Annotated in this window: 24 protein-coding genes and 1 pseudogene; 12 read left to right on the forward strand and 13 right to left on the reverse strand. The window is 69.8% G+C overall.

Annotated elements, in window-relative coordinates:
- The first annotated feature begins 42 nt into the window (after window positions 1-42).
- On the forward strand, window positions 43-1,185 hold the full coding sequence (locus G6N64_RS26505; protein ID WP_163800768.1) for an Mrp/NBP35 family ATP-binding protein: 1,143 nt from the start codon (window positions 43-45) through the stop codon (window positions 1,183-1,185).
- An 11-nt stretch (window positions 1,186-1,196) separates the two neighbouring features.
- On the opposite strand, the gene tatB is transcribed toward G6N64_RS26505, so the two are convergent.
- The 4 genes from tatB to sigE form a co-directional block, all read right to left on the reverse strand.
- Window positions 1,197-1,592, reverse strand: a complete 396-nt coding sequence (gene tatB / locus G6N64_RS26510) for a Sec-independent protein translocase protein TatB (protein WP_163800769.1) — start codon at window positions 1,590-1,592, stop codon at window positions 1,197-1,199.
- Between the two features lie 3 nt (window positions 1,593-1,595).
- Window positions 1,596-3,092 carry a serine protease HtrA gene (htrA, locus tag G6N64_RS26515; protein WP_163800770.1) on the reverse strand — a complete coding sequence of 499 codons (1,497 nt, stop codon included), beginning with the start codon at window positions 3,090-3,092 and terminating at the stop codon, window positions 1,596-1,598.
- 96 nt (window positions 3,093-3,188) lie between these two features.
- Window positions 3,189-3,584 (reverse strand): anti-sigma E factor RseA, encoded by a 396-nt coding sequence (gene rseA, locus G6N64_RS26520; RefSeq protein WP_163800771.1) that lies wholly within the window; start codon window positions 3,582-3,584, stop codon window positions 3,189-3,191.
- A 95-nt stretch (window positions 3,585-3,679) separates the two neighbouring features.
- A complete protein-coding gene (gene sigE, locus G6N64_RS26525; RefSeq protein WP_409370803.1) occupies window positions 3,680-4,471 on the reverse strand; it encodes an RNA polymerase sigma factor SigE in 792 nt (263 codons plus the stop codon).
- Between the two features lie 177 nt (window positions 4,472-4,648).
- On the opposite strand from sigE, the gene G6N64_RS26530 reads away from it, so the two are divergent.
- The 5 genes from G6N64_RS26530 (at window position 4,649) to G6N64_RS26550 (ending at window position 9,333) form a co-directional block, all read left to right on the forward strand.
- The gene (locus G6N64_RS26530; protein WP_163800772.1) at window positions 4,649-5,308 is read left to right on the forward strand and encodes an O-methyltransferase; all 660 of its coding nucleotides are present in this window, start codon (window positions 4,649-4,651) and stop codon (window positions 5,306-5,308) included.
- A gap of 162 nt (window positions 5,309-5,470) precedes the next feature.
- A complete protein-coding gene (locus G6N64_RS26535; protein ID WP_163800773.1) occupies window positions 5,471-6,133 on the forward strand; it encodes a TetR/AcrR family transcriptional regulator in 663 nt (220 codons plus the stop codon).
- Window positions 6,126-7,037, forward strand: coding sequence for an ABC transporter ATP-binding protein (locus G6N64_RS26540; protein ID WP_163800774.1), 912 nt, complete (start codon window positions 6,126-6,128; stop codon window positions 7,035-7,037). Before G6N64_RS26535 ends, G6N64_RS26540 begins: the two co-directional genes overlap by 8 nt.
- A complete protein-coding gene (locus G6N64_RS26545) occupies window positions 7,034-8,662 on the forward strand; it encodes an ABC transporter permease (RefSeq protein ID WP_163800775.1) in 1,629 nt (542 codons plus the stop codon). Before G6N64_RS26540 ends, G6N64_RS26545 begins: the two co-directional genes overlap by 4 nt.
- Window positions 8,659-9,333, forward strand: a complete 675-nt coding sequence (locus G6N64_RS26550) for a methyltransferase family protein (protein ID WP_163800776.1) — start codon at window positions 8,659-8,661, stop codon at window positions 9,331-9,333. Before G6N64_RS26545 ends, G6N64_RS26550 begins: the two co-directional genes overlap by 4 nt.
- Before the next feature lie 158 nt (window positions 9,334-9,491).
- Here G6N64_RS26550 and G6N64_RS26555 read toward each other — a convergent pair whose 3' ends face one another.
- Window positions 9,492-9,737, reverse strand: a complete 246-nt coding sequence (locus G6N64_RS26555) for a hypothetical protein (protein WP_163795668.1) — start codon at window positions 9,735-9,737, stop codon at window positions 9,492-9,494.
- 208 nt (window positions 9,738-9,945) lie between these two features.
- On the opposite strand from G6N64_RS26555, the gene G6N64_RS26560 reads away from it, so the two are divergent.
- Window positions 9,946-11,304, forward strand: a complete 1,359-nt coding sequence (locus G6N64_RS26560) for a neutral zinc metallopeptidase (protein WP_163800777.1) — start codon at window positions 9,946-9,948, stop codon at window positions 11,302-11,304.
- Between the two features lie 13 nt (window positions 11,305-11,317).
- Here the strand turns inward: G6N64_RS26560 and G6N64_RS26565 are convergent, their stop codons facing one another.
- Complete coding sequence (locus G6N64_RS26565) at window positions 11,318-11,632, reverse strand: hypothetical protein (protein WP_163800778.1); 315 nt, start codon at window positions 11,630-11,632, stop codon at window positions 11,318-11,320.
- Between the two features lie 154 nt (window positions 11,633-11,786).
- Between G6N64_RS26565 and G6N64_RS26570 the strand changes: the two genes are divergently transcribed.
- Window positions 11,787-14,840, forward strand: a complete 3,054-nt coding sequence (locus G6N64_RS26570) for an ATP-binding protein (RefSeq protein WP_163800779.1) — start codon at window positions 11,787-11,789, stop codon at window positions 14,838-14,840.
- Between the two features lie 4 nt (window positions 14,841-14,844).
- Window positions 14,845-15,045: a hypothetical protein gene (locus G6N64_RS26575; protein WP_163800780.1), complete on the forward strand. Its 201-nt coding sequence runs from the start codon at window positions 14,845-14,847 to the stop codon at window positions 15,043-15,045.
- A 4-nt stretch (window positions 15,046-15,049) separates the two neighbouring features.
- Here G6N64_RS26575 and G6N64_RS26580 read toward each other — a convergent pair whose 3' ends face one another.
- The gene (locus tag G6N64_RS26580) at window positions 15,050-15,493 is read right to left on the reverse strand and encodes a hypothetical protein (RefSeq protein ID WP_163800781.1); all 444 of its coding nucleotides are present in this window, start codon (window positions 15,491-15,493) and stop codon (window positions 15,050-15,052) included.
- 100 nt (window positions 15,494-15,593) lie between these two features.
- Here G6N64_RS26580 and G6N64_RS26585 point away from each other — a divergent pair, with 100 nt between their 5' ends.
- Window positions 15,594-16,178, forward strand: coding sequence for a DUF4126 domain-containing protein (locus G6N64_RS26585; protein WP_163800782.1), 585 nt, complete (start codon window positions 15,594-15,596; stop codon window positions 16,176-16,178).
- 9 nt (window positions 16,179-16,187) lie between these two features.
- Here the strand turns inward: G6N64_RS26585 and glgC are convergent, their stop codons facing one another.
- Complete coding sequence (gene glgC / locus G6N64_RS26590; RefSeq protein ID WP_163800783.1) at window positions 16,188-17,402, reverse strand: glucose-1-phosphate adenylyltransferase; 1,215 nt, start codon at window positions 17,400-17,402, stop codon at window positions 16,188-16,190.
- 145 nt (window positions 17,403-17,547) lie between these two features.
- Here glgC and glgA point away from each other — a divergent pair, with 145 nt between their 5' ends.
- Window positions 17,548-18,720, forward strand: a complete 1,173-nt coding sequence (gene glgA / locus G6N64_RS26595) for a glycogen synthase (protein WP_163802141.1) — start codon at window positions 17,548-17,550, stop codon at window positions 18,718-18,720.
- A 25-nt stretch (window positions 18,721-18,745) separates the two neighbouring features.
- Here the strand turns inward: glgA and G6N64_RS26600 are convergent, their stop codons facing one another.
- The 5 genes and pseudogenes from G6N64_RS26600 to folP all read right to left on the reverse strand — a co-directional run bounded on the left by G6N64_RS26600 (window position 18,746) and on the right by folP (window position 22,029).
- A complete protein-coding gene (locus G6N64_RS26600; RefSeq protein WP_163800784.1) occupies window positions 18,746-18,919 on the reverse strand; it encodes a DUF3117 domain-containing protein in 174 nt (57 codons plus the stop codon).
- Window positions 18,920-19,095: 176 nt separating this feature from the next.
- Window positions 19,096-19,701, reverse strand: a complete 606-nt coding sequence (locus tag G6N64_RS26605) for a DNA-3-methyladenine glycosylase I (protein WP_163800785.1) — start codon at window positions 19,699-19,701, stop codon at window positions 19,096-19,098.
- A 155-nt stretch (window positions 19,702-19,856) separates the two neighbouring features.
- Window positions 19,857-20,165: pseudogene (locus G6N64_RS26610) on the reverse strand (DivIVA domain-containing protein); the annotation flags it as partial.
- A 50-nt stretch (window positions 20,166-20,215) separates the two neighbouring features.
- The gene (locus tag G6N64_RS26615) at window positions 20,216-21,157 is read right to left on the reverse strand and encodes a glucosyl-3-phosphoglycerate synthase (RefSeq protein ID WP_163800787.1); all 942 of its coding nucleotides are present in this window, start codon (window positions 21,155-21,157) and stop codon (window positions 20,216-20,218) included.
- Complete coding sequence (folP, locus tag G6N64_RS26620) at window positions 21,154-22,029, reverse strand: dihydropteroate synthase (protein WP_163802142.1); 876 nt, start codon at window positions 22,027-22,029, stop codon at window positions 21,154-21,156. Before folP ends, G6N64_RS26615 begins: the two co-directional genes overlap by 4 nt.
- 138 nt (window positions 22,030-22,167) lie before the next feature.
- On the opposite strand from folP, the gene G6N64_RS26625 reads away from it, so the two are divergent.
- Window positions 22,168-23,364, forward strand: a complete 1,197-nt coding sequence (locus tag G6N64_RS26625) for an IS481 family transposase (protein ID WP_163800788.1) — start codon at window positions 22,168-22,170, stop codon at window positions 23,362-23,364.
- Window positions 23,365-23,460: the final 96 nt, after the last annotated feature.

Below are 23,460 nucleotides of genomic sequence, written 5' to 3' on the forward strand. Positions count from 1 at the left end.
CCACCGCGGGCGGGGTCGGTACCTCGGCATAGACTCGGGTCGATGTCTTCCTCAGCCAGTGACCTCGACCAGGCCGTCCGCGCCTCCCTCGGCAAGGTGATCGACCCGGAGCTGCGGCGTCCGATCACCGAAGTCGGCATGGTCAAGGACGTCACCATCGACGCCGACCACGGCGTGCACGTCGAGGTCTACCTGACCACCGAGGCGTGCCCCAAGAAGAGCGAGATCATCGACCGGGTGAAGCAGGCCGTCTCCGACGTGCCCGGCACCGGCGCCGTCAAGGTCACGCTCGACGTGATGAACGACGAGCAGCGCACCGAACTCCGCAAGCTGCTGCGCGGCGACTCCCGCGAGCCGGTGATCCCATTCGCGCAGCCAGGCTCGCTGACCCGCGTGTACGCCGTCGCCTCCGGCAAGGGCGGGGTCGGCAAGTCGAGCGTCACCGTGAACCTCGCCGCCGCGATGGCCGCTCGCGGCCTGTCCGTCGGCGTCCTCGACGCCGACATCTACGGCCACTCGGTACCACGCATGATGGGCACCGACGACCGCCCGACGCAGGTCGACTCGATGATCCTGCCGCCCGTCTCGCACGACGTGAAGGTCATCTCGATCGCGATGTTCACCCAGGGCAACACGCCCGTGGTGTGGCGCGGACCGATGCTGCACCGCGCACTGCAGCAGTTCCTCGCCGACGTCTACTGGGGTGACCTCGACGTCCTGCTGCTCGACCTGCCGCCCGGGACCGGCGACATCGCAATTTCGGTGTCGCAGTTGATCCCCGGCGCGGAGATCCTGGTGGTCACCACCCCGCAGCTCGCGGCCGCCGAGGTCGCCGAACGGGCCGGTGCGATCGCCCTGCAGACCCGGCAGCGCATCGTCGGCGTCGTGGAGAACATGTCCGGGCTGCTGCTGCCCGACGGGTCCACCCTCAACCTGTTCGGCGAGGGCGGCGGACGTCAGGTGGCCGAGCGGCTCACCATCGCGGTCGGAGCGGACGTGCCGCTACTGGGGCAGGTCCCGCTCGACCCCGCGCTGGTCGAGGCAGGCGACACGGGTGTGCCGCTGGTCCTGAGCGCGCCGGACTCCGTGGCCGGCAAGGAACTTCGCAAGGTGGCCGACGCGCTGTCCTCGCGCAAGCGCGGACTGGCCGGCATGTCGCTCGGACTGGATCCCGCCGGACGCTGACCCGTCGCCGCTCAGGTGGCGTCGGAGTCGAACGGCGTCGCCGCGGACGGGTCCACCGGTTTCGGCGGCGGTGGGCCGGGCGGCGGTGCCGAGTGCGGCTTCTCCGCGGGCGTGTCGAACTTCCCGGTGAGGAACGAGTCGTCGCCGTCAAGCAGGTGCTTGGTGAGGGCCGCGCGCGGCGTCATGCCCCGCAACTTCTGCAGCTCCGAGAGTGGTTCCCGCAGGTCCTCGAACTCAGGCCCGAGGTCCTGGCGCAGCTGACTCGTCGCTCCGCTGAGGTACTCGCGGGCCTGCCGCACGGAGTTCGACGTCCAGCGGATCGCACCGGGCAGTCGCTCGGGTCCGAGGATCACCAGGCCGGCGATCACGAGGACGAGCATCTCGCCCCATCCGACGTTGGCGAACACGGTTTACGAGGCGGGTTGGTCTGCGTCGGAACCCGGGGTGATCATCAGCGTGACGGGACGCCCGTCGCGCATCACCTCGATGGGGGCTTCCTGACCGATCTTGAGCTGACGGACCGCGACGATCATCTCGTCTGCGTCGGCCACCTTCCGGTCGCCGACCTTGACGACGACGTCGTTCTCGAGCAGACCGGCCCTCTCCGCGGGGCCGCCGACGGTGACGTTGGCGATCTGCGCGCCCGAGGCGACCGAATTGCTGACCGAGCGCGCCGTGAGTTCCAGCGTCGGGTGAGCGATCTTGCCGTCCTTGATCAGGGTCTCGACCACGCTCTTGACCTCGTTGACGGGGATCGCGAAGCCCAGGCCACTGGCGCTGTCCGACAACGACTTTCCGGCGGTGTTGATGCCGATGATCTCGGAGTTCATGTTGATCAGGGGGCCACCGGAGTTGCCGTGGTTGATCGAGGCGTCCGTCTGCACGCCGTCGATGACCGTCTGTGTGTCGGAGCCCTCGCCCGACAGCGGCACCGGCCGGTGCAGCGCGCTGACGATGCCGTGGGTGACGGTGCTGCGCAGCCCCAGGGGTGCGCCCGCAGCGATCACCTCTTCGCCGACCTGGACCTTCTCCGAGTCGCCGAACCGAGCGACCGACAGGTTGTCGACGTTGTCGACCTTGATGACGGCGAGGTCGGTCTTGGGGTCGCGCCCGACGAGGTTCGCCGGTACTTCCTTGCCGTCGTTGAAGACGACCGTCAGCTTGTAGTCGGCCGGGTTCTTCGCGGCCTCGGAGATGACGTGGTTGTTGGTCACGATGTAACCGCGGCCGTCGATGACGACGCCCGACCCCTGGGACCCCTCGGTCTTGCTGGTCGCCTCGATCGTCACGACGGAGTCGGCGACGGCCTTCGCCACGGTCGCGAACCGGCCAGCGGGCGCCTCGGGGTTGTCGTCGGTCTCCAGCGTCACCTTCGACGTCGTGAACGCCTCGACGACCTGTGCGGTCTTGTTGCCGACCCAGCCGCCACCGAGGCCGATGATCAGCGCCACGATCGCCAGCAGTGCCAGCGCGGTCCACGACACCCTGCGCCCGAAGAGCACGTCGCGGACACCGAGCTTGCCGGCGGGCACCTGCTCGACGACGGGTGCGGACTGCGGTTGCGCGGGGGTGCCGAGCGACGGGATGGCCGAGGGGTCGCGCCACGGATCCGGCGGGACGTCGCCGCTGGTGTCGCGTGAGGCCTCGAGTGCGCCGGCGTCCGCGGGGTGGCGCTGCAGCGACTCACCGGCACCGTTGCGGCCGAACGCCTCGGCGAGCACGGGGTCCGGCGCCTGATTGCGCGGTGCGTACTCACCCTGATCGCGCTGCTGGTCGGCGCCCAGGAACGAGCCGGTGAAGCCCTCGGGACGGCCGAAGGTCCGGGTGGCGGCCGGGTCGACGGGCGGACGGTTCACCGGGCGGGGCGCCAGGCGGTGCGTGTTGCCGGACTGGTCCTGATTGGTCACCCGTTGATCCACTCTCGTCAAGGCGCACGCCAGTCTCGAGACTGACGTGCGCTATTCGTTTCCGGAGCCGGTTCGTCGGCCGAACTCCCTGCCAGCCTACCGGGGTTTGCGGCGGTCACGCAGGCTGCCGTCGGCGAACCCGGGGTCGTCGTCACCGAGGGTCGGCTCGTGGACGGCATGGTGCGGGATCTGCGACAACGCCCCCAGCAGGGACGTGGGAATGGAGATCGGGCAGGACTCCCGCAACGCCGTCCGCGCCTGGCCCTGTGCGTCGATCGCCGCGGCGCACTCGGGGCACTGCGACATGTGACCGGCCGCCCGGAGGTGAACCTTCATGCTCAGCTCACCGTCTACGAACGCCGCAACCGCCTCGGTCGACAGGTGCTCGGTCGAGCCGAACTGCCGAGGGCCGACGGGACTGCCGCTCTGCGACGCGAACTGGGTGGGGAACCACGAGAGGGCCCGACGGAAGACGTGTGCGGGATCGACCATCATCGGACTCCTCTCCAGTCGTCACACGACGCGATACGCGACTCTTCGAATGTAGCGCGGCCCGCGTCCTCAGACACCCAGGAACGCTCCGAGGATCACGCCGATCGGGCGTGGTGGGCGGTGTCTGGGCTCGGGTGGGCCGCCAGGTAGTCGCGCAGCGCCTGCCGTCCACGGTGGATGCGGCTACGAACGGTGCCCAGCTTCACGCCGAGCGTCGCGCCGATCTCCTCGTAGGACAATCCCTCGATGTCGCACAGCACCACGGCGGCACGGAACTCCGGCGGCAGCGAGTCCAGCGCGGCCTGCAGGTCGGGTCCCAGACGCGAATCGTGGTAGATCTGCTCGGGATTCGGGTCGTCCGCCGGCACGCGGTCGTAGTCCTCCGGCAGCGCCTCCATGCGGATGCGGTTGCGGCGGCGGACCATGTCCAGGAAGAGGTTGGTCGTGATGCGGTGCAACCAGCCCTCGAAGGTGCCCGGCTGGTAGTTCTGCACCGACCGAAAGACCCGGATGAAGGTCTCCTGGGTGAGGTCGTCGGCGTCGTGCTGATTGCCCGAGAGCCGGTAGGCCAGGCGGTAGACGCGGTCGGCGTGCTGCCGGACCAGCTCGTCCCACGACGGCATCGCCGACTGGTCGCCGGTTGCGTCGAACACGGCGGTGCCCGTCAGCTCGTCGGTGGGCTCGACCCAGCCGGCCTGCTCGGCGTCGGAGCCCGGCTCGAGGTGAGTCATGAAGACGGGGGACGTGCTTGGCGTGGTCGTCGGATCCTCCAGATCGCCGTGGCGGACTCCGTCGGTTCGTGACGGAGCCTCTGGCCCGACAACGCCCCGTCCGGCACGGAAATTCCCGCCGTCGTTCTCGAACTGCGGGGTCGCACCGTGTGTCATGGACCTACCGTTCCGCACCCTGTTGAGGTGGACATATGAGCCGACTGAACTTTTCCTGAGAAAGCGGGCTACCCGGCGCGCGACGTGCACAAACGAGGTGAGAATCCGCCCACACCGGCGCCGTCGCGCGGGCGTGTCGCCGGCTCCACCTTCGTCGTCGCCCTCTACGCTGCGGGCATGGCCAGCACCGATGAGGGTCAGGTACGGCCGAGTCGCTCCGAGTCGATCCTGACGCACGCCGAACAGTCGATCACCGAGGACTCGATCACCGCCGCCGCGCGCGAGCGGTCCGACGACAGCGGTGCCGGCGCGGTGACGCCCGCGGTCGGGGCGCTGCTCAGCGTGCTGGCACGGCTCGCGAGGGCGAAGGCCGTCGTCGAGGTCGGCACCGGCGCCGGGGTCAGCGGTCTGTGGCTGCTCGCCGGGATGCGCGAGGACGGCGTCCTCACCACCATCGACGTCGAACCCGAGCACCAGCGACTCGCCAAGCAGGCGTTCCAGGAGGCCGGCATCGGCCCGTCGCGGACCCGCCTCATCGGTGGACGCGCCCAGGAGGTGCTGACCCGCCTCGCCGACGAGTCCTACGACCTGGTGTTCGTCGACGCCGACCCGATCGATCAGCCGCAGTTCGTCGCCGAGGGCGTCCGCCTGCTCCGGCCCGGCGGCGCGATCGTGGTGCACCGCGCCGCGCTCGGTGGCCGCGCCGGGGATGCGAGCGCGTCCGACAAGGAGGTCGGCGCCGTCCGCGAGGCCGCCCGCCTGATCGCCGAGGACGAGCGGCTGACGCCAGTGCTCATCCCGCTCGGCGACGGCCTGCTCGCCGCCGCGCGCGACTGACCCGCCGCGACCCCCTTCTCCGACGCCCGCCCGCCTCGCCCGCTTTTTGCGGCGAAACGTCGTTCCCTGTCGCTGACGGCCCGCCGTCGCGACCATGAGTGCTGTCTCGCCGCGGGCGTCGACGCTTGACGGCCGACTGAACGAGCGTTTAGCCTACTGAACATGCGTTCAGCGGACGACCTCACGGCGGTGGCCAGAATCCGCGACGCGGCGATCGACCGGTTCGGCCGCGACGGGTTCGCCGTGGGCGTCCGTGCGATCGCCACCGACGCGGGGGTCAGCCCGGCGCTGGTGATCCACCACTTCGGCTCCAAGGACGGGCTGCGCAAGGCCTGCGACGACTTCATCGCCGAGACGATCCGCGCCAGCAAGAGCGAGGCGATTCAGAGTTCCGATCCGGCGACCTGGCTGTCGCAGATGGCGGAGATCGAGGAGTACGCGCCGCTGATGGCCTACCTGGTGCGCAGCATGCAGTCCGGCGGCGACCTAGCGAAGATGTTGTGGCGCAACATGATCGACAACGTCGAGCAGTACCTCGACGAGGGCGTGCGAGCCGGCACCATCAAGCAGAGTGCCGACCCGAAGGCCCGCGCCCGCTTCCTCGCGATGGCCAACGGCGGCGGGTTCCTGCTGTACCTACAGCTCCACGACGATCCGACGGACCTGCGCAAGGTGCTGCGCGACTACGCCGAGGACGCGGTGCTACCGGCGCTCGAGTTGTACACGCACGGGCTGATGGTCGAGTCGACGATGTACGACGCGTTCCTCGAACAGCGCGACCACCACATCCCATTCACGTCGTCGGAAGGAGACGGTCATGGCTGACAATGAAACTGGGCTCGCCATCGAGGTGAGGGGACTGACGAAGTCGTTCGGACGGGTCAAGGCGCTCGACGGTCTCGACCTGACGGTGGCGCCCGGCGACGTCGCGGGCTTCCTCGGGCCGAACGGTGCCGGCAAGTCGACCACGATCCGGGTGCTGCTCGGCCTGCTGCGTGCCGACGGCGGCGCCGTTCGACTACTCGGCGGCGACCCGTGGCGGGACGCCGTGGAGTTGCATCGCCGGATCGCCTACGTGCCGGGCGACGTCACGTTGTGGCCCAACCTCACCGGCATGCAGGCCATCGACTTCCTCGCCGCACTGCGCGGCGACGCCGGCGTCGACCAGCGCCGGCGAGACGAGCTGATCGAACGCTTCGAACTCGATCCGCACAAGAAGGCCCGCACCTACTCGAAGGGCAACCGGCAGAAGGTGGCGATCGTCGCCGCCTTCAGCACCCGCGCGGAACTCTTCATCCTCGACGAGCCGACGTCCGGGCTCGATCCCCTGATGGAACAGGCATTCCAGCGGTGCGTCGCCGAGGTCGCCGAACGGGGTGCCGCCGTGCTGCTGTCCAGCCACATCCTCGCCGAGGTCGAACGGTTGTGCAGCAGTGTGACCATCGTCCGCTCGGGTGCGACGGTGCGGTCCGGGACGCTCGAGGAGATGCGCCACCTGATGCGGACCACCGTGACCGCACGGGTACGCGGTGATGCGCGGCGGTTCGGCGACCACGACTTCGTGCACGACCTGCACGACGACGATGGGGCGCTGCGGTTCTCGGTGGACCGCGCCGATCTCGACCGGGTGATGCCGGAGCTGGCCACCCTCGGGATCGACGAGCTGACAGTGGCTCCCGCGTCGCTGGAGGACCTGTTCCTGCGGGAGTATCAGGGGACGTCGCGATGAGTGCGACCACGCTGGTGCGCCCGCACGGGTCCGGCCGGCACGAAGCTCCGCACACCGGTTCGCCATGGACCGGCACCGGCGCCCTCCTTCGCCTCGCACTGCGTCGCGACCGGGTGCGCCTGTCGGTGTGGATCCTGGCGCTGACGTCGTTGATGGCTTACGCGCCGAATGCGATTCGGCTCGCGTATCCGGACGCGGCGCAACGCCTGACGCGGGTCGAGCTGCTGAAGACCCCCGCCGGGATGATGCTCGGCGGACCGATGTTCGGCGGCAACGAGACCGACCTGGGCGCCATGATGGCCAACGAGATGATGCTCACGCTGATCGTGGCCGCGTCGATCCTCGCCATCCTGACCGTGCTTCGGCACACCCGCGCCGAGGAGGAGGGCGGCACCGCCGAACTCGTCCTGGCGATGCCGGTGGGACGGTCCGCGCGCACCGCCGCCGCGCTCATCCTGGTCGGCGGGGTGAACGCCGTCCTCGCCGTCACGATGACCGCGGCCATGACCGCCACCGGGTTCGACCTCGTGGACACCGCCGCCATGTGCCTCGGCGTGACCGCGGTGGCCATGGTGTTCGGCGCCGCCGCTGCCGTGACGGCGCAACTGTGGCGGCAGTCCCGGACCGCCACCGGCGCGGCGATGGCGGCACTCGGTCTGGCGGCCCTGGTCCGCGGGGCCGGTGACGTCATCGTTCCGTCGGGCAGCACGCTCAGCTGGTTCTCCCCCATCGCGTGGGCTCAGCAGATGCGCGCATTCGTCGACCTCCGGTGGTGGCCGCTGGCACTGCTCGTCGTACTCGCCGCGGGGCTGGTCGCGATCGCCGCCGTTCTCGAGGGCAGACGACAGTACGACGCCGGGATCATCGCCTCTTCGGCCGAACGGCCCTCTGCCCGACCGGTTCGCGGCGTCCTGGGTCTGCACCTGGTGCTCGGGCGCGGACAGACGGTCGGATGGTCGGCGGGTCTGTTCGTCGCCGGGTTGGCCTTCGGGTCGATGACCAAGTCGCTACTCGATGCCGCGGCGGGCAACGAGCTACTGGCCCGCGTTCTCTCGGCCCAGGGCAACGACGGCGTCTACACCACGATGACGCAGTTCCTGGCGGCCGCGGCGAGCGCGTACGTCGCGACGGCCGTGCTGCGGGTCGAGGGCGACGAGCGTTCCGGACTCGGCGAGGCCGTCCTCGCCGGCTCGGTCTCACGGTGGCGGTGGCTCCTGTCGGCCGTCGCGTCCGCGGCCATCGGGGCAGCGGTGGTGATGTTCTGCGCCGGTCTGGGCAACGGCATCGGGGCCGGGCTCGTGCTGGGTGACCCGCCGATCGTCGTGCGGTTGACCCTGGCCGGGGTGGCGTTCGTGCCCGCGCTCGCCGTCCTGGCCGGCGTCTCGGCATTGGCCGTGGCGGTGCGTCAGCGCTGGCTCGCCTGGCTCGCCGTCACGTTCGTGGTGGCCGCGCTGTATCTGGGTGCGCTGCTTCGACTGCCGCGGTGGCTGATCGACCTGTCCCCGGTCGGCCGGACGACCGCGCCCTCCGACGTCCCCGTGGCGGCACTGGCCGCGATGGTGTGCATCGCAACGGTTTTCGCAGTGGCTGCGGGATGGCTCTACCGCCGGCGGGACGTGGCATGAAGATTGCACTGCAGACGCTGGCGTCCGCCGCATTCGGAATCGCATTCCTGGCGGTCTCGCTGTTCGTCCCCGCGGGCACGCTGTCGTATTGGCAGGCCTGGGTATTCATCGCCGTGTTCATCGCATCGACGATCGTGCCGAGCATCTACCTCGCGGTCCACGATCCGGCTGCGTTGCAACGGCGGATGACGGCGGGCCCGGCCGCCGAGAGTCGGCCCCTGCAGCGGATCGTCATCTCGGCGACGGTGGTCCTGGTGATGGCCACGTTCGTGGTCGCGGCACTGGATCACCGGTTCGGTTGGTCGTCGGTGCCGGCCTGGCTGGTACCGCTCGGCGACGTGCTGGTGGCGGCCGGACTGCTTCTCGCGCAACTCGTCGTCGTGCAGAACGGTTACGCCTCGGCGAACATCACCGTGGAGCAGGACCAGCCGCTGGTGTCGACCGGCCTCTACGGCGTCGTGCGGCACCCGATGTACTTCGGCGCACTGGTGATGTTGATCGGCACTCCCCTGGCGCTCGACTCCTTCTGGGCGCTGCTGGCGGTCGCCGCCGCGGTGCCCGTGCTGGCGGCGCGCATCACCGACGAGGAGAAGATGCTGCGTGAGGAACTCGCCGGCTACGTCGACTACTCGACGCGGGTGCGGTCACGGCTGATTCCGGGCGTGTGGTGAGCACGGCCGACGTGCGACGCGTCGTCGAGACTGCGTCCAGGGTTGCGATCCGCGCGCGATCACGACCCTCGCGGCAGTCTCGACGCCGACCGGGCACGGCAAAACCCCCTCCCCCGGGGTCGGAGGGGAGGGGGCTTCGGTCTGGGGGGCGGCCGGGGTCAGCGGACGTCGGTGCCGGTGAGGTGGGCGATGTAGGCGGGGCCGTGGTTGCCGTGCCAGCCGGGCTTGGCCGTGGGTGCGGGGTGGGCGTGGGTCTGGGGGGCGTAGGAGTAGCCGGGGCCGGAGGGCTGCTGGCCGCCGGGGCCTGCGGTGGCGTTGGCGGCGCCGGCGAGGCCGAGGGCTGCGCTGCCGAGGATTCCGGCGGTGAGGATGGGCAGTGCGGCGAGGCGGATGAGGTTCGTCATGTCGAGTCCTTCTGTCTGGGTGGAGCTTTGGTGTCGGTGGCCGGTGTGCTCCGGCGATGACTCAACTATGTCGCGGCGGGGGCCGGGAGTCTGTCCGGTGACCGGTGGATCGCCCGGGTGAACGCGACGTCCACCGATCGGGGGAACCACCCGACGCGGACGCTTCGACTTCCAACGCTTTTCCAATCCGCACCGCTACCTTTCGCGCATGATCAAGGCGGCGCTGGCGGCTCTATCTGCGACGATGCTGGTGGCCGGCTGCGGCAGTCCCACACCGGAGATCCCCACGCCCACCGCCGAGAAGCCCGATACCAGCGGCATCGCGATCGAGGGCGACCCGTCCACGCCCGTCAACAAGCTGGCGATCGCGGCCATCGCGGATCTGCAGGACTACTGGTCGAGCGAGTTCCCGAACCTCTATGGGGAGGACTACACACCGGTGAAGGGCGGGCTGTACGCATCCACTCCCGACAGCGAGTCCGGACCCGAGTGTGCCGCCAGTTACGCCGACGTCGCCGGGAACGCGTTCTACTGCAAGCTCGACGACTCGGTGGCGTGGGACGCCGACGGTCTCCTTCCGGAACTGCAGTCCAAGTACGGCGACTTCGTCATACCCGTGGTGCTGGCCCACGAGTGGGGCCATGCCATGCAGCAGCGGTCGGGCTTCTTCGACCAGAACGAACTGACCGTGTCGTCGGAGTTGCAGGCGGACTGCTTCGCCGGCGGTTGGGCCCGGCACGCGCAGGACGAGAAGGTGTTCGACGTGTCGAGCGCCGACCTCGACAGCGCACTCGCAGGCATCCTCGACCTCCGCGACACCCCGGGCACCAGCGCGCAGGACCCGTCGGCGCACGGCAGCGGATTCGACCGGGTCAGCGCGTTCCAGGACGGCTACGACAACGGAGCCGAGAAGTGCAAGGACTACCGCGACGGCGAGCCGATGGTCCTGGAACTGCCCTTCAACGACGCCGAGGACGAGGCGAACGAGGGCAACGCGCCCTACGACTCCATCGTCAACGGCGTGCCCTACGACCTCGAGGACTACTGGAGCCAGGTGTATCCCGAGCTGACCGAGGGCCAGGCGTGGCAACCGCTTCAGGGGCTCGCACCGTTCGAGCCGTCGAGCCCTCCCGATTGCGGTGGGACGTCCACCGAGGGGTACGTCCTGTTCTATTGCGTCCCCGAGGATTACGTCGGGTGGGACAACTCGGAGACGATGCCCGAGGTGTATCGGCAGGGCGGCGACTACGCGGTCGCCACCCTGCTGGCGACCCAGTTCGGGTTGGCCGCACTGAGCCGACTGGGCGACGACTCCGACGAGAAGACCTCGACCCTGCGCGGCGACTGCCTCGCCGGGGCGTACACCGCCAGCGTCATCCTCTACAACCGTGAAGCCACCAGCACCTATCACATCTCGCCGGGTGACCTGGACGAGGGAATCAAGGCGCTGCTGCTGTTCCGCGGATCGGGCGACGTCGACCGGCAGGGCGCAGGTTTCGACCGCACGCGCGCCTTCCGTCAGGGCGTGCTCGAGGGCGCGGAGGACTGCGTCGGCTACGAGGCGTGACGCGAAGCCCGCGTCAGTCGCCGTAGCCCCGGTGTTCCACCGCCGCGTGCACCAGCAGCCACAGCGGCCACGACGCGGTCGACTCCCGCAGGACGTCGGCGTGGCCCAGCCAGCGGCGCAGCAGGTGCGCCAACTCGTCGGGTTCCACTGACCTGACGGACACTTCGCCCGCGGCCGACGACAGACGCAACCCGTGCGCGTCGAAGACGTCGCCGTCGCCGCCCGTGGCGGACGACAGCGCCGTTTCCGCGGACCGGTAGAACTCGCACTCCGGCGGGGTGCTGACGACGAACGGCGGCGTGACGTCCACGCCGCTACCCGCAACCACGGCGGACGGGTCTGCTCGGCATCGGCCGACCGTATCCCCGCGTCATTGGAAGTCGCTTGGACGCAGGACGCGGAATCCGGCGGCTTGGCCATCGACGAGACTTAGCGAACTCCGTGGCGGATGATGATCGGTGGCGATCGGTGGGAGGACGCGGGTGGAGTATCGAATTCTGGGGCCCCTGGCGGTCCGAAGGGACGGCCTCGACCTGCCCCTGGGCGGCCTGAGACAGCGTGCGGTCCTCGCGGTGCTCCTGCTGTCCGACGACCGCGCCGTCGAGGTGGACCGACTCATCGAGCAAGTCTGGGGCGACGAGGTTCCGGCCAAGCCCCTGTCATCGTTGCGCGCCTACGTGGCGAACCTCCGTCGCATCATCGGAACCGACGGCGCCATCACCCGGGCGGGTCAGGGCTACCGGCTCGACACCGCCGGCGACGTCGTGGACGTCCGCGAGTTCGCCCGGCTGATCGCCCAGGGCCGCAAACTGCTCGACGTCGGCGACGCCGCCGCGGCGCTGCCCTGTCTCGACGAGGCGCTCGGATACTGGCGCGGTACACCACTGGCGGACTTCCGGAACCTGAACTTCGCGATGCCCGAGGTGCACCGGCTCGACACCATGCGTGCCGACGCGGTCGAGCTGCGCTTCGAGACGGCCCTCCGTCTGGGCGTCGACGCCGATCTCATCGCGGACCTCGAATCCGAGGTCGGCACGAACCCCCTACGCGAAAGCCTCTGGGCGCTGGTCATGTTGGCGATGTACCGGTCCGGGCGACGCATCGACGCGCTCCGCGCCTACGAACGCGCGTCGGCGATCCTGGACACCGAACTCGGCGTCCGGCCGGGCGTCGCCCTGCAGCGGCTCGCCACGGACATCCGCAACGAATCCGCCGCACTCGACTGGCAGCCACCGGTGGCGGTCACCGCGACGCGCACACCCGAGCGCGGTGGTGACGACCTCTTCGGCAGGTCGTCGGAGGTGCGCCGCATGCGCGAGGCACTCGACGCGGCCGCCGGGCGGCGCGGCGGCGTGATCGTGCTGACGGGCGACAGCGGGATGGGCAAGACGGCGCTCGCGCACTGCGTCGCCGACATGGCGGGCGACACCGGCATGGCGACGGCGTGGGCGGGCCATGCCTCCGACATCCGGCGGCCACCGTCCTGGGCATGGGCGCACGCGCTCCGCGAGCTGGCGGCACAACTGCCGCAGGACGCCGGGGAGCTGCACGCGCCGCTCCCCGACTGGTGGAGCGTGGCCGCCGAGGACGCGAACGCCCAGGAAGCCGGTGCCGCACCGCGATTCGCCGCACTGGAGGCGATCGTGGCGGCCCTGGCCGAACTGGTGTCGAAGCGGCCCGCGCTCATCGTCCTCGACGACCTGCAGCTCGCCGATCGGTTCACCCACGACGTCCTGGCCCACATCGCCTCGGCCGGCCGCCGCCTGCCGCTGGTGATCGTCGCGACGTGGCAGGACGGCGCCGGATCCGACGGCTCGTCAAAGGCGCGGGCCCTCGAGCGGCTGCGTAGCCGTACCGACGTCGAGTTCGTGAAGCTCCGTGGACTGGGCGTCGACGCGACGGCCGACCTCATCGGCGCCGTCGGCGGTGTGCCCCCGCAGCCCGAGTTCACCGTCAGCGTGCAGACGCGCACCGGCGGAAACCCGTTCTACATCCGGGAACTCATCAGGCTGCTGGTCGACGACGGCCGGATCGGGGAGGCGGCCACCGCCATCGACGGCGAGGCCGTCCCGGAGGCGGTGTCGGGCGTCATCCGCACCCGCCTCGCCGCCCTGCCGACCCCGAGCCGGGCCGCGCTGTACGCGGCCGCCGTCTCCGGCGCGGAGTTCACCGTGGGACGGGTCGCCGCGGTGACACGCTGTTCGGTCGACGAGGCGATCGACGCCCTCACCCCTGCACGGCTCGCCGGCCTCGTCACCGAGTCGTCGCACCCCGCGGCCCTTCGCTTCAGCCACGGCCTGGTCCGCGATGCGATCGCCGGTGAGATCAGCGGCGTGGAACGTGCGCGGCTGCATGCCGACGTCGCGCGGACCTACGTGGTCGACCTCGACGAGGTCGCCTCGCAGGACGCGATCGACGGCGCGCACCACGGCTGGTCCGCGGGTACCGAATTGGATGCGCCGACCGCGCTTCGGCTCCTGCACCGCGCCCGTGCCGACGCGTGGTCGCGGTCGGCGTATCGCGAGGTCGCCGAACTCGACCGCCGTGCGCTGGACGTCTGCTCGCGGCTGCCGGCCGGCGCACCCCGCTTCGAGACGGAGATCGACCTGCAGTTGCAGCTCGCCTCGGTCGAGGCGGTCGTGTCCGGGCAGAGTTCGGCGAAGGTGCTGCAGGACCTACGGCGATCCTCGGACACGGGCAAGGACACCGGCATGGACGCCGTCCAGTCCACCACGTCGGTGGCCATGGGGTGCCTGGAGGCGTGCGGCACGGGTCGCTATTACGACGCCGCGGTGCTGTCGGACAGCCTGGTCGAATTCTTCGGCGCGACAGGCGATCCCATCGCCGGATCGTCGGGACACTACATCCGCGCGCTCACCGACTTCATGCGGGGCAACCTCGATCGTGCCCTGGACTCGGTCACGACGCTGCACTCGTCGGTGCCTCCCGTCGACTGGGAGCAGTTCGGCGCTCTGGCGTCGTTCGAGGTGCTCGCCCACGGCGTCGCCGCGCACGCCCACGGTCTGCGCGGCGACGCCGAGTGCGCCCGCTCCGAGCTGGCGGCGGGCCTGTCGAAGGCGGCCGCGCGGCGCGACGCGTTCGGTGCGGCGGTGTTGCGTACCGCCGACGTTCAGCTCGCGGCGATGACCGGCGTCACGGACGGGGTGGCCGACCGCGCCGACCGCGTCGTCGCCGAACTGACGGAGATGGGCGTCGACCAGTTCATCGGCGGGGCGAGGCTGATCCGGACCTGGGCACGCGCGATGGGTCCGGAGGGGATCGACGGCGTCGACGACATGCGCGCGGCGCTGGAACTGCACGGGCAGGGCGGGCGGCGCATCTTCACCCCGCTGTACCTGGGCCTGTGCTGCGACGTGGTGGCCCGCCATCGCGACCCCGAGGACGCGCTCCTGCTCGTGGCCCGGGCGGAGACGGTCGCCACGTCGACCGGGGAGCACGTCTGGGACGCCCAACTCTCGGCGCGGCGACTCAGGCTCACCGCGCGACGACGCGCGGAACGTCCCGCCGCATACTGATGGCGTGACAGACGACGTGACCGACAGGCCGTGCCCGGGCGGTGGGAAGAACTGGACGGTCGACATCCAGGGTCGACCGATATGTCCGCGCTGCAGGCGGGCGCTGTCCACCGTCGCCGGCAAGGGGCGCACGGTGCAGAGCACCCCGAAGGTGCCGCGCCACGAGCGGCCCGGCAGGCGCAAGCAACCGAACGAGCCGCGCTAGGCGGTCAGTAGCACTCGCCGGGGTGCACCATGAAGCACTGCGGGCAGACGACCTCGACCACGTCGGCGCGCTTGCGCGACGCGACCGGTGACACCAGGGCGTCGCCGTCGAGCGGTTCGAAGCTCACCTCGGACTTCTTCTCCTTGAGGCGGGTCAGCCACGACGCGATGTACTCGTGCAGGTCACGCGTCGTGTCGTAGTTCAGCAGCTCGCGGTAGCCATAGGAATTGGTCAGCACCGTCGACGTCGTGGGCATCGTGCCGTCCAGGATGTGCTTGAGGCTGGTCACGAAGCGCTTCATGTGCGCGGCGGTCTTGTCGTGGCGCTTGGCCATCTCGTCGGGTCCCAGGCCTTCGGCCAGCTCACGGTAGACGTAACCGTGCCTCTTCTGGCTCTTCTGCAGGATCTCTTCGATCTCGACCCGCAGTTCGGGCGTCAAATCACTCATCGTCGGTCTCCTGATTGTTCGTCGCCCATGATCTCATCCTTCCCGACGTCGACGTCGATCCCACAATCGGCACAACCTCCGCGGCACTCATACTGATTCCGTGGAACTGCTGACCGGGTTCGGGCTGGCGACCGCGGCGGGCTTGAACGCCTACATTCCGCTGCTCGCCATGGGCTTGCTGGCCCGGTTCACCGACCTTCTCGCACTGCCGGCCGGGTGGGCCTGGCTGGAGAACGGCTGGGTGATCGGGATCGTGGCCGTGCTGCTCGCCGTCGAGGTGGTGGCGGACAAGGTGCCGGCGTTGGACAGCGTGAACGACGTCGTTCAAACGTTCGTGCGGCCGACTGCCGGCGGCATCGTCTTCGGGTCCGGTACGGCGGCTCAGACCGGGGCGGTCGCCGACCCGGGCGCCTTCGCGACGTCGGGTCAGTGGATCCCCGTCGTCAGCGGCACCGTGATCGCGCTCGTCGTGCACCTGACCAAGACGGCGGTGCGACCGGTCGCGAACGCGACTACCGCGGGCGTGGCCGCGCCGGTGCTCAGCACGATCGAGGACGTCACCAGCATCGGCCTCGTCTTCGTGGCGATCCTGCTGCCCGTGCTGGTGGTGGTGATCGTCGCCGGGATCGCCTGGGCAGCGGTGGCGCTGTTCCGGCGCCGCCGACGAGGCCGCTCGCGATCCTGAGATGGGCGGTCAGATCCAGATGCCCTTGCCGACGGCGACGACGCCACCGGCGCTGATGGAGAACCGCTCGCGGTCCTTCTCGATGTCGACGCCCACCATCTCGCCTGGGCCGACCATGACGTTCTTGTCGAGGATGGCGTGGCGTACGACCGCGCCGCGGCCGATCCGCACGCCGGGCATCAGGACGCTGCCCTCGACGATCGCGCCGTCGTCGATCACGACGTTGGACGACAGCACCGAGTTCCGCACCGAGGCCGCGGAGACGATGCTGCCCGCCCCGACCACCGACTCCTGCGCGGAGCCGCCGTTGACGAACTTCGCGGGCGCGAGGTTCGCCGACTCCCCCATGATCGGCCAGCGCCGGTTGTAGAGGTTGAAGACGGGGTGCACGGACACCAGGTCCATGTGGGCGTCGTAGAACGCGTCGAGGGTTCCGACGTCGCGCCAGTAGCCGTGGTCGCGCTCCGTGGAGCCCGGGACCTCGTTGTCGTTGAAGTCGTAGACCGAGGCCATCCCGTCGCGCACCAGACGCGGGATGATGTCGCCGCCCATGTCGTGGTCGGAGGTGTCCTCGTCGGCGTCGGCCTTGATGGCGTCGACGAGCACCTTGGTGCTGAAGATGTAGTTGCCCATCGACGCGAACGTCTGCTCGGGATCGTCGGGGGTCCCCGGCGGATTGGCGGGCTTTTCGAGGAATTCGCGGATGCGGCCCGACTCGTCGGCGTCGATGACGCCGAACGCACTGGCTTCCGCCCGCGGCACCCGGATCCCGGCGACGGTGACGCCCGCGCCGCTGTCGATGTGGAACTGGAGCATCTGCTCCGGGTCCATCCGGTAGATGTGGTCGGCGCCGAACACGACGACGTAGTCGGGATCCTCGTCGTAGACGAGGTTGAGGGACTGGAGGATAGCGTCGGCCGATCCCGTGTACCACCGCGGACCGAGACGCTGCTGCGCCGGCACGGGCGTGATGTACTCGCCGGCAAGTCCCGAAAGCCGCCAGTTCTGCGAGATGTGCCGGTCCAGCGAATGCGACTTGTATTGCGTCAGAACGCAGATCTTCAAGTACCGCGCGTTGACGAGATTCGACAGGACGAAGTCGATGAGCCGATAGGCACCGCCGAAGGGAACGGCCGGCTTGGCGCGATCCGCGGTCAACGGGTACAAGCGCTTGCCCTCACCGCCGGCCAGGACGATGCCGAGGACGTGTGGGGCTTCCCTCATGCGTCAAACCTATCGGCCGCGCACGACCGCGGCTAGCCATTCGCACTATTGGTGGCGGTTCTGCCGCGCTGCACGTCAAGACAATTGGTGCGGATTGGCGCGGGATCCGGTGCGGGGAGCCCCCGTGGCCACTACCGTCGTCTCCATGCGGGTGGCGATGATGACCAGAGAATATCCGCCCGAGGTGTACGGCGGCGCAGGCGTGCACGTGACCGAACTGGTCGCGCAGCTGAAACGCCTGTGCGAGGTCGACGTGCACTGCATGGGCCGCGATCGCCCGGGCGTGTCGGTCGCGAAGCCCGACCCCGCCCTCGAGGGGGCCAACGCGGCGTTGTCGACGCTGTCGGCCGACCTGGTGATGGCCAACTCCGCCGCCGGCGCAACCGTCGTGCACTCGCACACCTGGTACACCGGCCTGGCCGGTCACCTCGCGGCGATGCTGTACGGCGTGCCGCACGTGCTGACGGCACACTCCCTGGAGCCGATGCGCCCGTGGAAGGCCGAGCAGCTCGGCGGCGGGTACCGGGTGTCGTCCTGGGTGGAGCGCACGGCGGTCGAGGCGGCCGACGCGGTCATCGCCGTCAGTTCCGGCATGCGCGAGGACGTGCTGGCCACCTACCCCGCGCTTGATCCCAGCCGCGTCCACGTCGTCCGCAACGGCATCGACACCGACGTCTGGTACCCCGCCGAGCCGCAGGCCGGGTCGTCGGTCCTCGCCGAACTCGGCGTCGACACAACCAAGCCCATCGTGGCGTTCGTCGGCAGGATCACCCGGCAGAAGGGCGTCGCACACCTGGTCGCCGCGGCGCACGGGTTCACCGCCGACGTCCAGCTCGTGCTCTGCGCGGGCGCGCCAGACACCCCGGAGATCGCCGCGGAGGTGCGGACGGCGGTGGAGCAGCTGCAGGCCTCACGGGCCGGCGTGTTCTGGGTGCAGGACATGCGACCCACCGACCAGATTCGCGAGATCCTCACGGCGGCAACGGTCTTCGTGTGCCCCTCGGTGTACGAGCCGCTGGGCATCGTCAACCTGGAGGCGATGGCCTGTTCGACCGCGGTGGTGGCCTCCGACGTCGGCGGCATCCCCGAGGTGGTCGCGAACGGGGTGACCGGGCTGCTGGTGCACTACGACGCCACCCAGGGAACGACGTTCGAGCGCGACCTCGCGGCCACGGTCAACGAGCTGGTCGCCGATCCGGACCGTGCCGCCCGCTTCGGACGCGCAGGGCGCCAGCGATGCATCGACGAGTTCTCCTGGGCGACCATCGCCGAGCAGACCCTGGAGGTCTACCGGCAGGTGGCGCCGGGCACCACCTGACCGGTGCCGCACGGGCGCCGCGGGTTCAGCCGGCGCTGGTGACGTTCTTCAGTTCCTCGCCGAGCGCTGCGGCCTCCGCGGGGGTCAGTTCGACGACGAGTCGTCCGCCGCCCTCCAGCGGTACGCGCATGACGATGCCTCGCCCCTCCTTGGTTGCTTCCAGTGGGCCGTCGCCGGTCCGGGGCTTCATCGCCGCCATCGGAGCTTCCTCCTCGTGTTCCGACCCGCGCACGGATCTCCCGGGCCGGGACTGTCCACCCGTCGACAGCTCCCGGCACTGAACTGCATCTGAACTTCCTACATTCTTCCCTATTCGAGCCGGTCGATGTGCAAAGACCCGTCCAAGCGCGGTCACGAGTGGGCGACGAACCCCCGTCAGGCCGTCGTTCGGACGAAGCACGAGGCCAGGTGGTCGTCCACCATCCCGGTCGCCTGCATCAGCGCATACGCCGTGGTGGGGCCGACGAACTTGAACCCGCGTCGCTTCAGCTCCTTGGCCATCGCCGTCGACTCGGGCGTCACCGCAGGTACGTCGGACATGGTCGCGGGACGCGGCCGCGGCGGCGGCGCGAACGACCACAGCAGCTCGCCGAGGTCGACCCCCTGGTCCCGGAGGTCGGCGACGGCACGGGCGTTCACGACGGTGGCCTCGACCTTCGCCCGGTTGCGCACGATGCCCTCGTCGGCCATCAGGCGATCCACGTCGGCCTCGGTGAAGGCCGCCACGGACTCGGGTTCGAAGTTCTCGAACGCCCGCCGGAAGTTCTCCCGCTTGCGCAGGATGATCAGCCACGACAGTCCGCTCTGGAACGCCTCGAGCGTCACCCGCTCGAAGAGGTCGCGCGGGTCGCGCAGCGGTCGACCCCACTCCGTGTCGTGATATCCGCGGTAGAGCACCGAGTCCGGTGTGTCCCAGCGGGGTCCGGAGAAGTCCGCCCACCCGCACCGAACCCGACCGTCCTCGCCCGCGGCGGACGTCACCGGTGCGACGGCTGGTCGTCGGATCCCGCGGGAGCCTCGTCGGCGACGTCCAGGCCGGGTCGGGCGTCGACGTGCGCGGCGGCGTCGAGGCTGTCGGCGTCGAGGTCGTCGGCATCCGATCCGCCATCGAACGGATCGCCGTCCCAGCGGTAACCGTCGTCGGGTTCGGCGATGCCGTGTGCCGCCCGGACGGCGGCGAGTTCACCGCGGACGGAGTCGAGTTCCTGGCCCAGCCGTTCGAGCACCCAGTCGACCTCGCTGGCCCTGTAGCCGCGCAACGTCTGGCTGAACCTGACGACCTCGACGTCCGCACCGGTCACGCCGGAGGCGGGCAGCACGGTGGCGGTGGTCCCGCGCGGCAGCGGGGGCAGCCGCTCACCGCGGCCGAACAGGACGCTGCCCAGACCGAACAGCACGATGGCCACCAGGATCAGGACGACCAGGTACACCAGGATGAGGGTCACGGCATCGATCCTGCCCGAACCCTCCGACGGGCACGCACGGCCCCGCCGGACTAGGGGCGCAGCGTGTTCATCGGCGGGCGGTCCACCAGCGATACGGACGACGTGCGTGCGGTGTAGTCGTCGCCGTCGGCGAAGAACTGGGTGAGGCCGACCCCGGAGTCTGGGATGCCGCAGCGGGTCAGCAGGGTGGCGATGACCTGTCGGCTCATCGCCGCGAGTTCGGTCAGCGGCCGGTTGCGATGGGTGCGGACGCCGAGGTTGACCTGCGCGATGGCGTCCAGTCCGAGACGGTCGTAGGTGTCGACCAGGAGGCCGATCTCGACGCCGTAGCCGGGCGCGAACGGCACCGAGGTGAGCAGTTCGCGGGTGCCCGCGTACTCGCCGCCGAGCGGCTGCAGCAGGCAGGTCAGCTCGGGGCGCAGCGCGGCCAGCAGCGGCCGTGCGACGAGTTCGGTGACTCGCCCGCCTCCGTTGGCGTCCTCGCTGCCGCTGACCTTCAGCGGCCTGCGGTAGAAGCCCTTGACGAAGTGCACGCCGTCGGTGGTCAGCAGCGGGCCCAGCAGCTTCGGGACGAACATGGGGTCGGGGTCGATCAGGTCGGAGTCGATGAACGCGATGATGTCGCCGGTGGCGGCGGCCAGCGACCGCCACAGCACCTCGCCCTTGCCGGGCTGCGGCTCGACCTCGGGCAGGGCGGTCTCGCGGCTGATCACCCGGGCGCCGGCGGCGATCGCGCGGATCTCCGTCTCGTCGGTGGAGCCGGAGTCCAGGACGATCAGTTCGTCGACGAGTCCGCCGAGCAGCGGCCGGATGGTCTCGACGACCGACGCCACCGTGTCCTGCTCGTTCAGTGCGGGCAGGACCACCGAGATGGTCCGACCCCGCTTGGCGGCCTCGAGTTCACTGATGGTCCACACGGGTCGACTCCAACTGTGATCCGACATCCAGCGGTGGCCCGCGACGGCATCGGTTAGTTCTGGTGTGATGCTCATGCCAGTCCCCTTACGGTCCGCGCCGGTGGGCGCTTGCCCTGGATCGACGCGACCATGTCGAGTACGCGCCGGGTGGGGCCGACCTCGTGCACGCGGAACATCGCAGCGCCCTCGGCCGCGGCGAGCGCGGTTGCGGCGAAGGTGCCCTCCAGGCGTTCGGTCAAGCCCACGCCCAGAGTCTCCCCGACGAAGTCCTTGTTACTCAGGGCCATCAGGACGGGCCATCCGGTGTTTACAAGATCTTTTACGTGGCGCAACAAATTAAGACCGTGATGAGTGTTCTTGCCGAAATCGTGGGTCGGATCGATGAGGATCGCATCCCTCGCGACGCCCGCGGCGACCGCCCGCTCGGCCGCCGAGGTGACCTCCGCGATGACGTCGTCGACCACTCCGCGCTCGGTGATTCCGTAGTGCACACGGAACGGCCGCGTGCGGGGTACGGCGCCACCGGTGTGCGAACAGACGATGCCGGCCCCGAACTCGGCGGCGACGTCGACCAGTCCGGGGTCGGCGCCGCCCCAGGTGTCGTTGATGATGTCGGCGCCCGCCGCGCAGGCCTGCTTGGCCACCGTCGCTCGCCAGGTGTCGACGCTGACGAGCTGGTCGGGGTAGGCGCCGCGGAGCCACTCGATGAAGGGGACGACGCGGGCGATCTCCTCCTCGGCGTCGACGACGACGCCCGGGCCCGCCTTGACTCCCCCGACGTCGATGACGTCGGCCCCCTCGGCGACCACCCGGTGCACGGCCTGCATCGCCGCCCCGTCGGTGAAGGTCGCCCCACGGTCGTAGAACGAATCCGGCGTGCGGTTGACGATCGCCATGATCATGGCGCGGTCGCCCGCAACGGGTCGTCCACAGAACGTGGTGGGCACGTCACCCATCGTGCCCTCTCCTGCGATTTGTGCACCCCGAGCCGCGGTGAGCGCGGTGTTCTGTTCGGGGACATCGCTGACACCGATGTGTCTGGGGACATCGCTGACACCCGAGTAGGGCCGCGACCAGGATGGTTCATGGCCCAGAAGGTGACGGCGATGGACATTCGGATGGCTGCGGCGGTGGCCGGGCAGTTGGACAATGTGGCGGCGTTCTGTCGCGACGAGCGCATCAGTCGGCAGACGTTCTACAAATACCGCCGGCGCTTCCGCGAGGAAGGGATCGACGGGTTGCGGGACCGGTCCCGGCGCCCGTCGACTTCGCCAGGGCAGACCTCACCCGAGATCGAGGACATCGTGGTGCGCCGCCGCAAGCAGTTGATCGAACAGGGCCGCGATCACGGCGCCCAGTCGATCGTGTGGTCGTTGCAGCGCGACGGGGTGCCCGCGGTGCCGTCGCCGTCGACGGTGTGGCAGATCCTGACCCGCCGCGGTGCGATCACCCCGCAGCCGCAGAAACGTCCGAAGTCGTCGATCAAGCGCTTCACCTTCGACCGGCCCAACGAATGTTGGCAGTCGGACTGGACCCGATGGTCCCTGGCCGACGGCACTGCGGTCGCCATCGCGGGCAGCCTCGATGACCACTCCCGCTACGCGGTAGGTCTACGCGCCGCCGACGCCGACGCTGACGGCGCATTGGTCTGGTCGGTCATTCTGGCCGGTATCGCCGAGTGCGGAATACCGTCGATGTCGTTGTCGGACAACGGAATCGTGTACACCGGAAGATTCCACGCCCATGAATCGGCGTTCGAGATCAACCTCCGAGCCCTCGGCGTACGCGCCGTCAACTCGACCCCCTTCCATCCGCAGACGTGCGGCAAGATCGAGCGCTTCTGGCAGACCCTCAAGAAGTGGCTCGACGCCCACGATCCAGCAGCCTCGCTCACCGAACTCAACGCCATGCTCGACGAATACCGCACGTTCTACAACCACCACCGGCCGCACCGAGCCCTACGGGGAGCGACCCCCGCCGAGGCGTTTCGCGCCACTGTCAAGGCCTGCCCCGCCGACCGTCCGCTCCCTGGGCCGCTGTTCGTATCCCGCCATCGCGTCGACCAGATCGGCGGCAACCTGTACGTGCCGCCCTACCGCGTCAACGTCGGACTTCGATGGGCCGGCCACGACTGCATCAGCATCCGCGACGGTGACCACATCACCATCTTCAGCGGCAACCGCCTCGTTCGCGCGTTCACCGCCGACCCCACCCGCAGACACCAACGCGGCGACAAAACCACCCGCACCTATCGCACCCGCGAACCCCACCAGGCACCATGAGTGTCAGCGATGTCCCGCGACATATGTGTCAGCGATGTCCCGCGACATATGTGTCAGCGATGTCCCGAGACACCACACCGCGGTGAGCGCGGCTCA

The sequence above is a fragment of the Mycolicibacterium sediminis genome (genome assembly GCF_010731735.1).
GTDB classification, from domain to species: Bacteria; Actinomycetota; Actinomycetes; order Mycobacteriales; family Mycobacteriaceae; genus Mycobacterium; species Mycobacterium sediminis.

Excerpts from the sequence above, each read along its gene's own strand:
- G6N64_RS26580 (WP_163800781.1), bottom strand. The coding sequence starts at position 15,493 with ATGAGTGATTTGACGCCCGAACTGCGGGTCGAGATCGAAGAGATCCTG.
- G6N64_RS26550 (WP_163800776.1), top strand. The coding sequence starts at position 8,659 with ATGAAGATTGCACTGCAGACGCTGGCGTCCGCCGCATTCGGAATCGCA.
- G6N64_RS26540 (WP_163800774.1), top strand. The coding sequence starts at position 6,126 with ATGGCTGACAATGAAACTGGGCTCGCCATCGAGGTGAGGGGACTGACG.
- rseA (WP_163800771.1), bottom strand. The coding sequence starts at position 3,584 with ATGGTCGATCCCGCACACGTCTTCCGTCGGGCCCTCTCGTGGTTCCCC.
- G6N64_RS26600 (WP_163800784.1), bottom strand. The coding sequence starts at position 18,919 with ATGGCGGCGATGAAGCCCCGGACCGGCGACGGCCCACTGGAAGCAACC.
- glgA (WP_163802141.1), top strand. The coding sequence starts at position 17,548 with ATGCGGGTGGCGATGATGACCAGAGAATATCCGCCCGAGGTGTACGGC.
- G6N64_RS26505 (WP_163800768.1), top strand. The coding sequence starts at position 43 with ATGTCTTCCTCAGCCAGTGACCTCGACCAGGCCGTCCGCGCCTCCCTC.
- G6N64_RS26530 (WP_163800772.1), top strand. The coding sequence starts at position 4,649 with ATGGCCAGCACCGATGAGGGTCAGGTACGGCCGAGTCGCTCCGAGTCG.
- sigE (WP_409370803.1), bottom strand. The coding sequence starts at position 4,471 with ATGACACACGGTGCGACCCCGCAGTTCGAGAACGACGGCGGGAATTTC.
- G6N64_RS26560 (WP_163800777.1), top strand. The coding sequence starts at position 9,946 with ATGATCAAGGCGGCGCTGGCGGCTCTATCTGCGACGATGCTGGTGGCC.
- G6N64_RS26625 (WP_163800788.1), top strand. The coding sequence starts at position 22,168 with ATGGCCCAGAAGGTGACGGCGATGGACATTCGGATGGCTGCGGCGGTG.
- glgC (WP_163800783.1), bottom strand. The coding sequence starts at position 17,402 with ATGAGGGAAGCCCCACACGTCCTCGGCATCGTCCTGGCCGGCGGTGAG.
- G6N64_RS26555 (WP_163795668.1), bottom strand. The coding sequence starts at position 9,737 with ATGACGAACCTCATCCGCCTCGCCGCACTGCCCATCCTCACCGCCGGA.
- G6N64_RS26615 (WP_163800787.1), bottom strand. The coding sequence starts at position 21,157 with ATGAGCATCACACCAGAACTAACCGATGCCGTCGCGGGCCACCGCTGG.
- G6N64_RS26535 (WP_163800773.1), top strand. The coding sequence starts at position 5,471 with ATGCGTTCAGCGGACGACCTCACGGCGGTGGCCAGAATCCGCGACGCG.
- G6N64_RS26545 (WP_163800775.1), top strand. The coding sequence starts at position 7,034 with ATGAGTGCGACCACGCTGGTGCGCCCGCACGGGTCCGGCCGGCACGAA.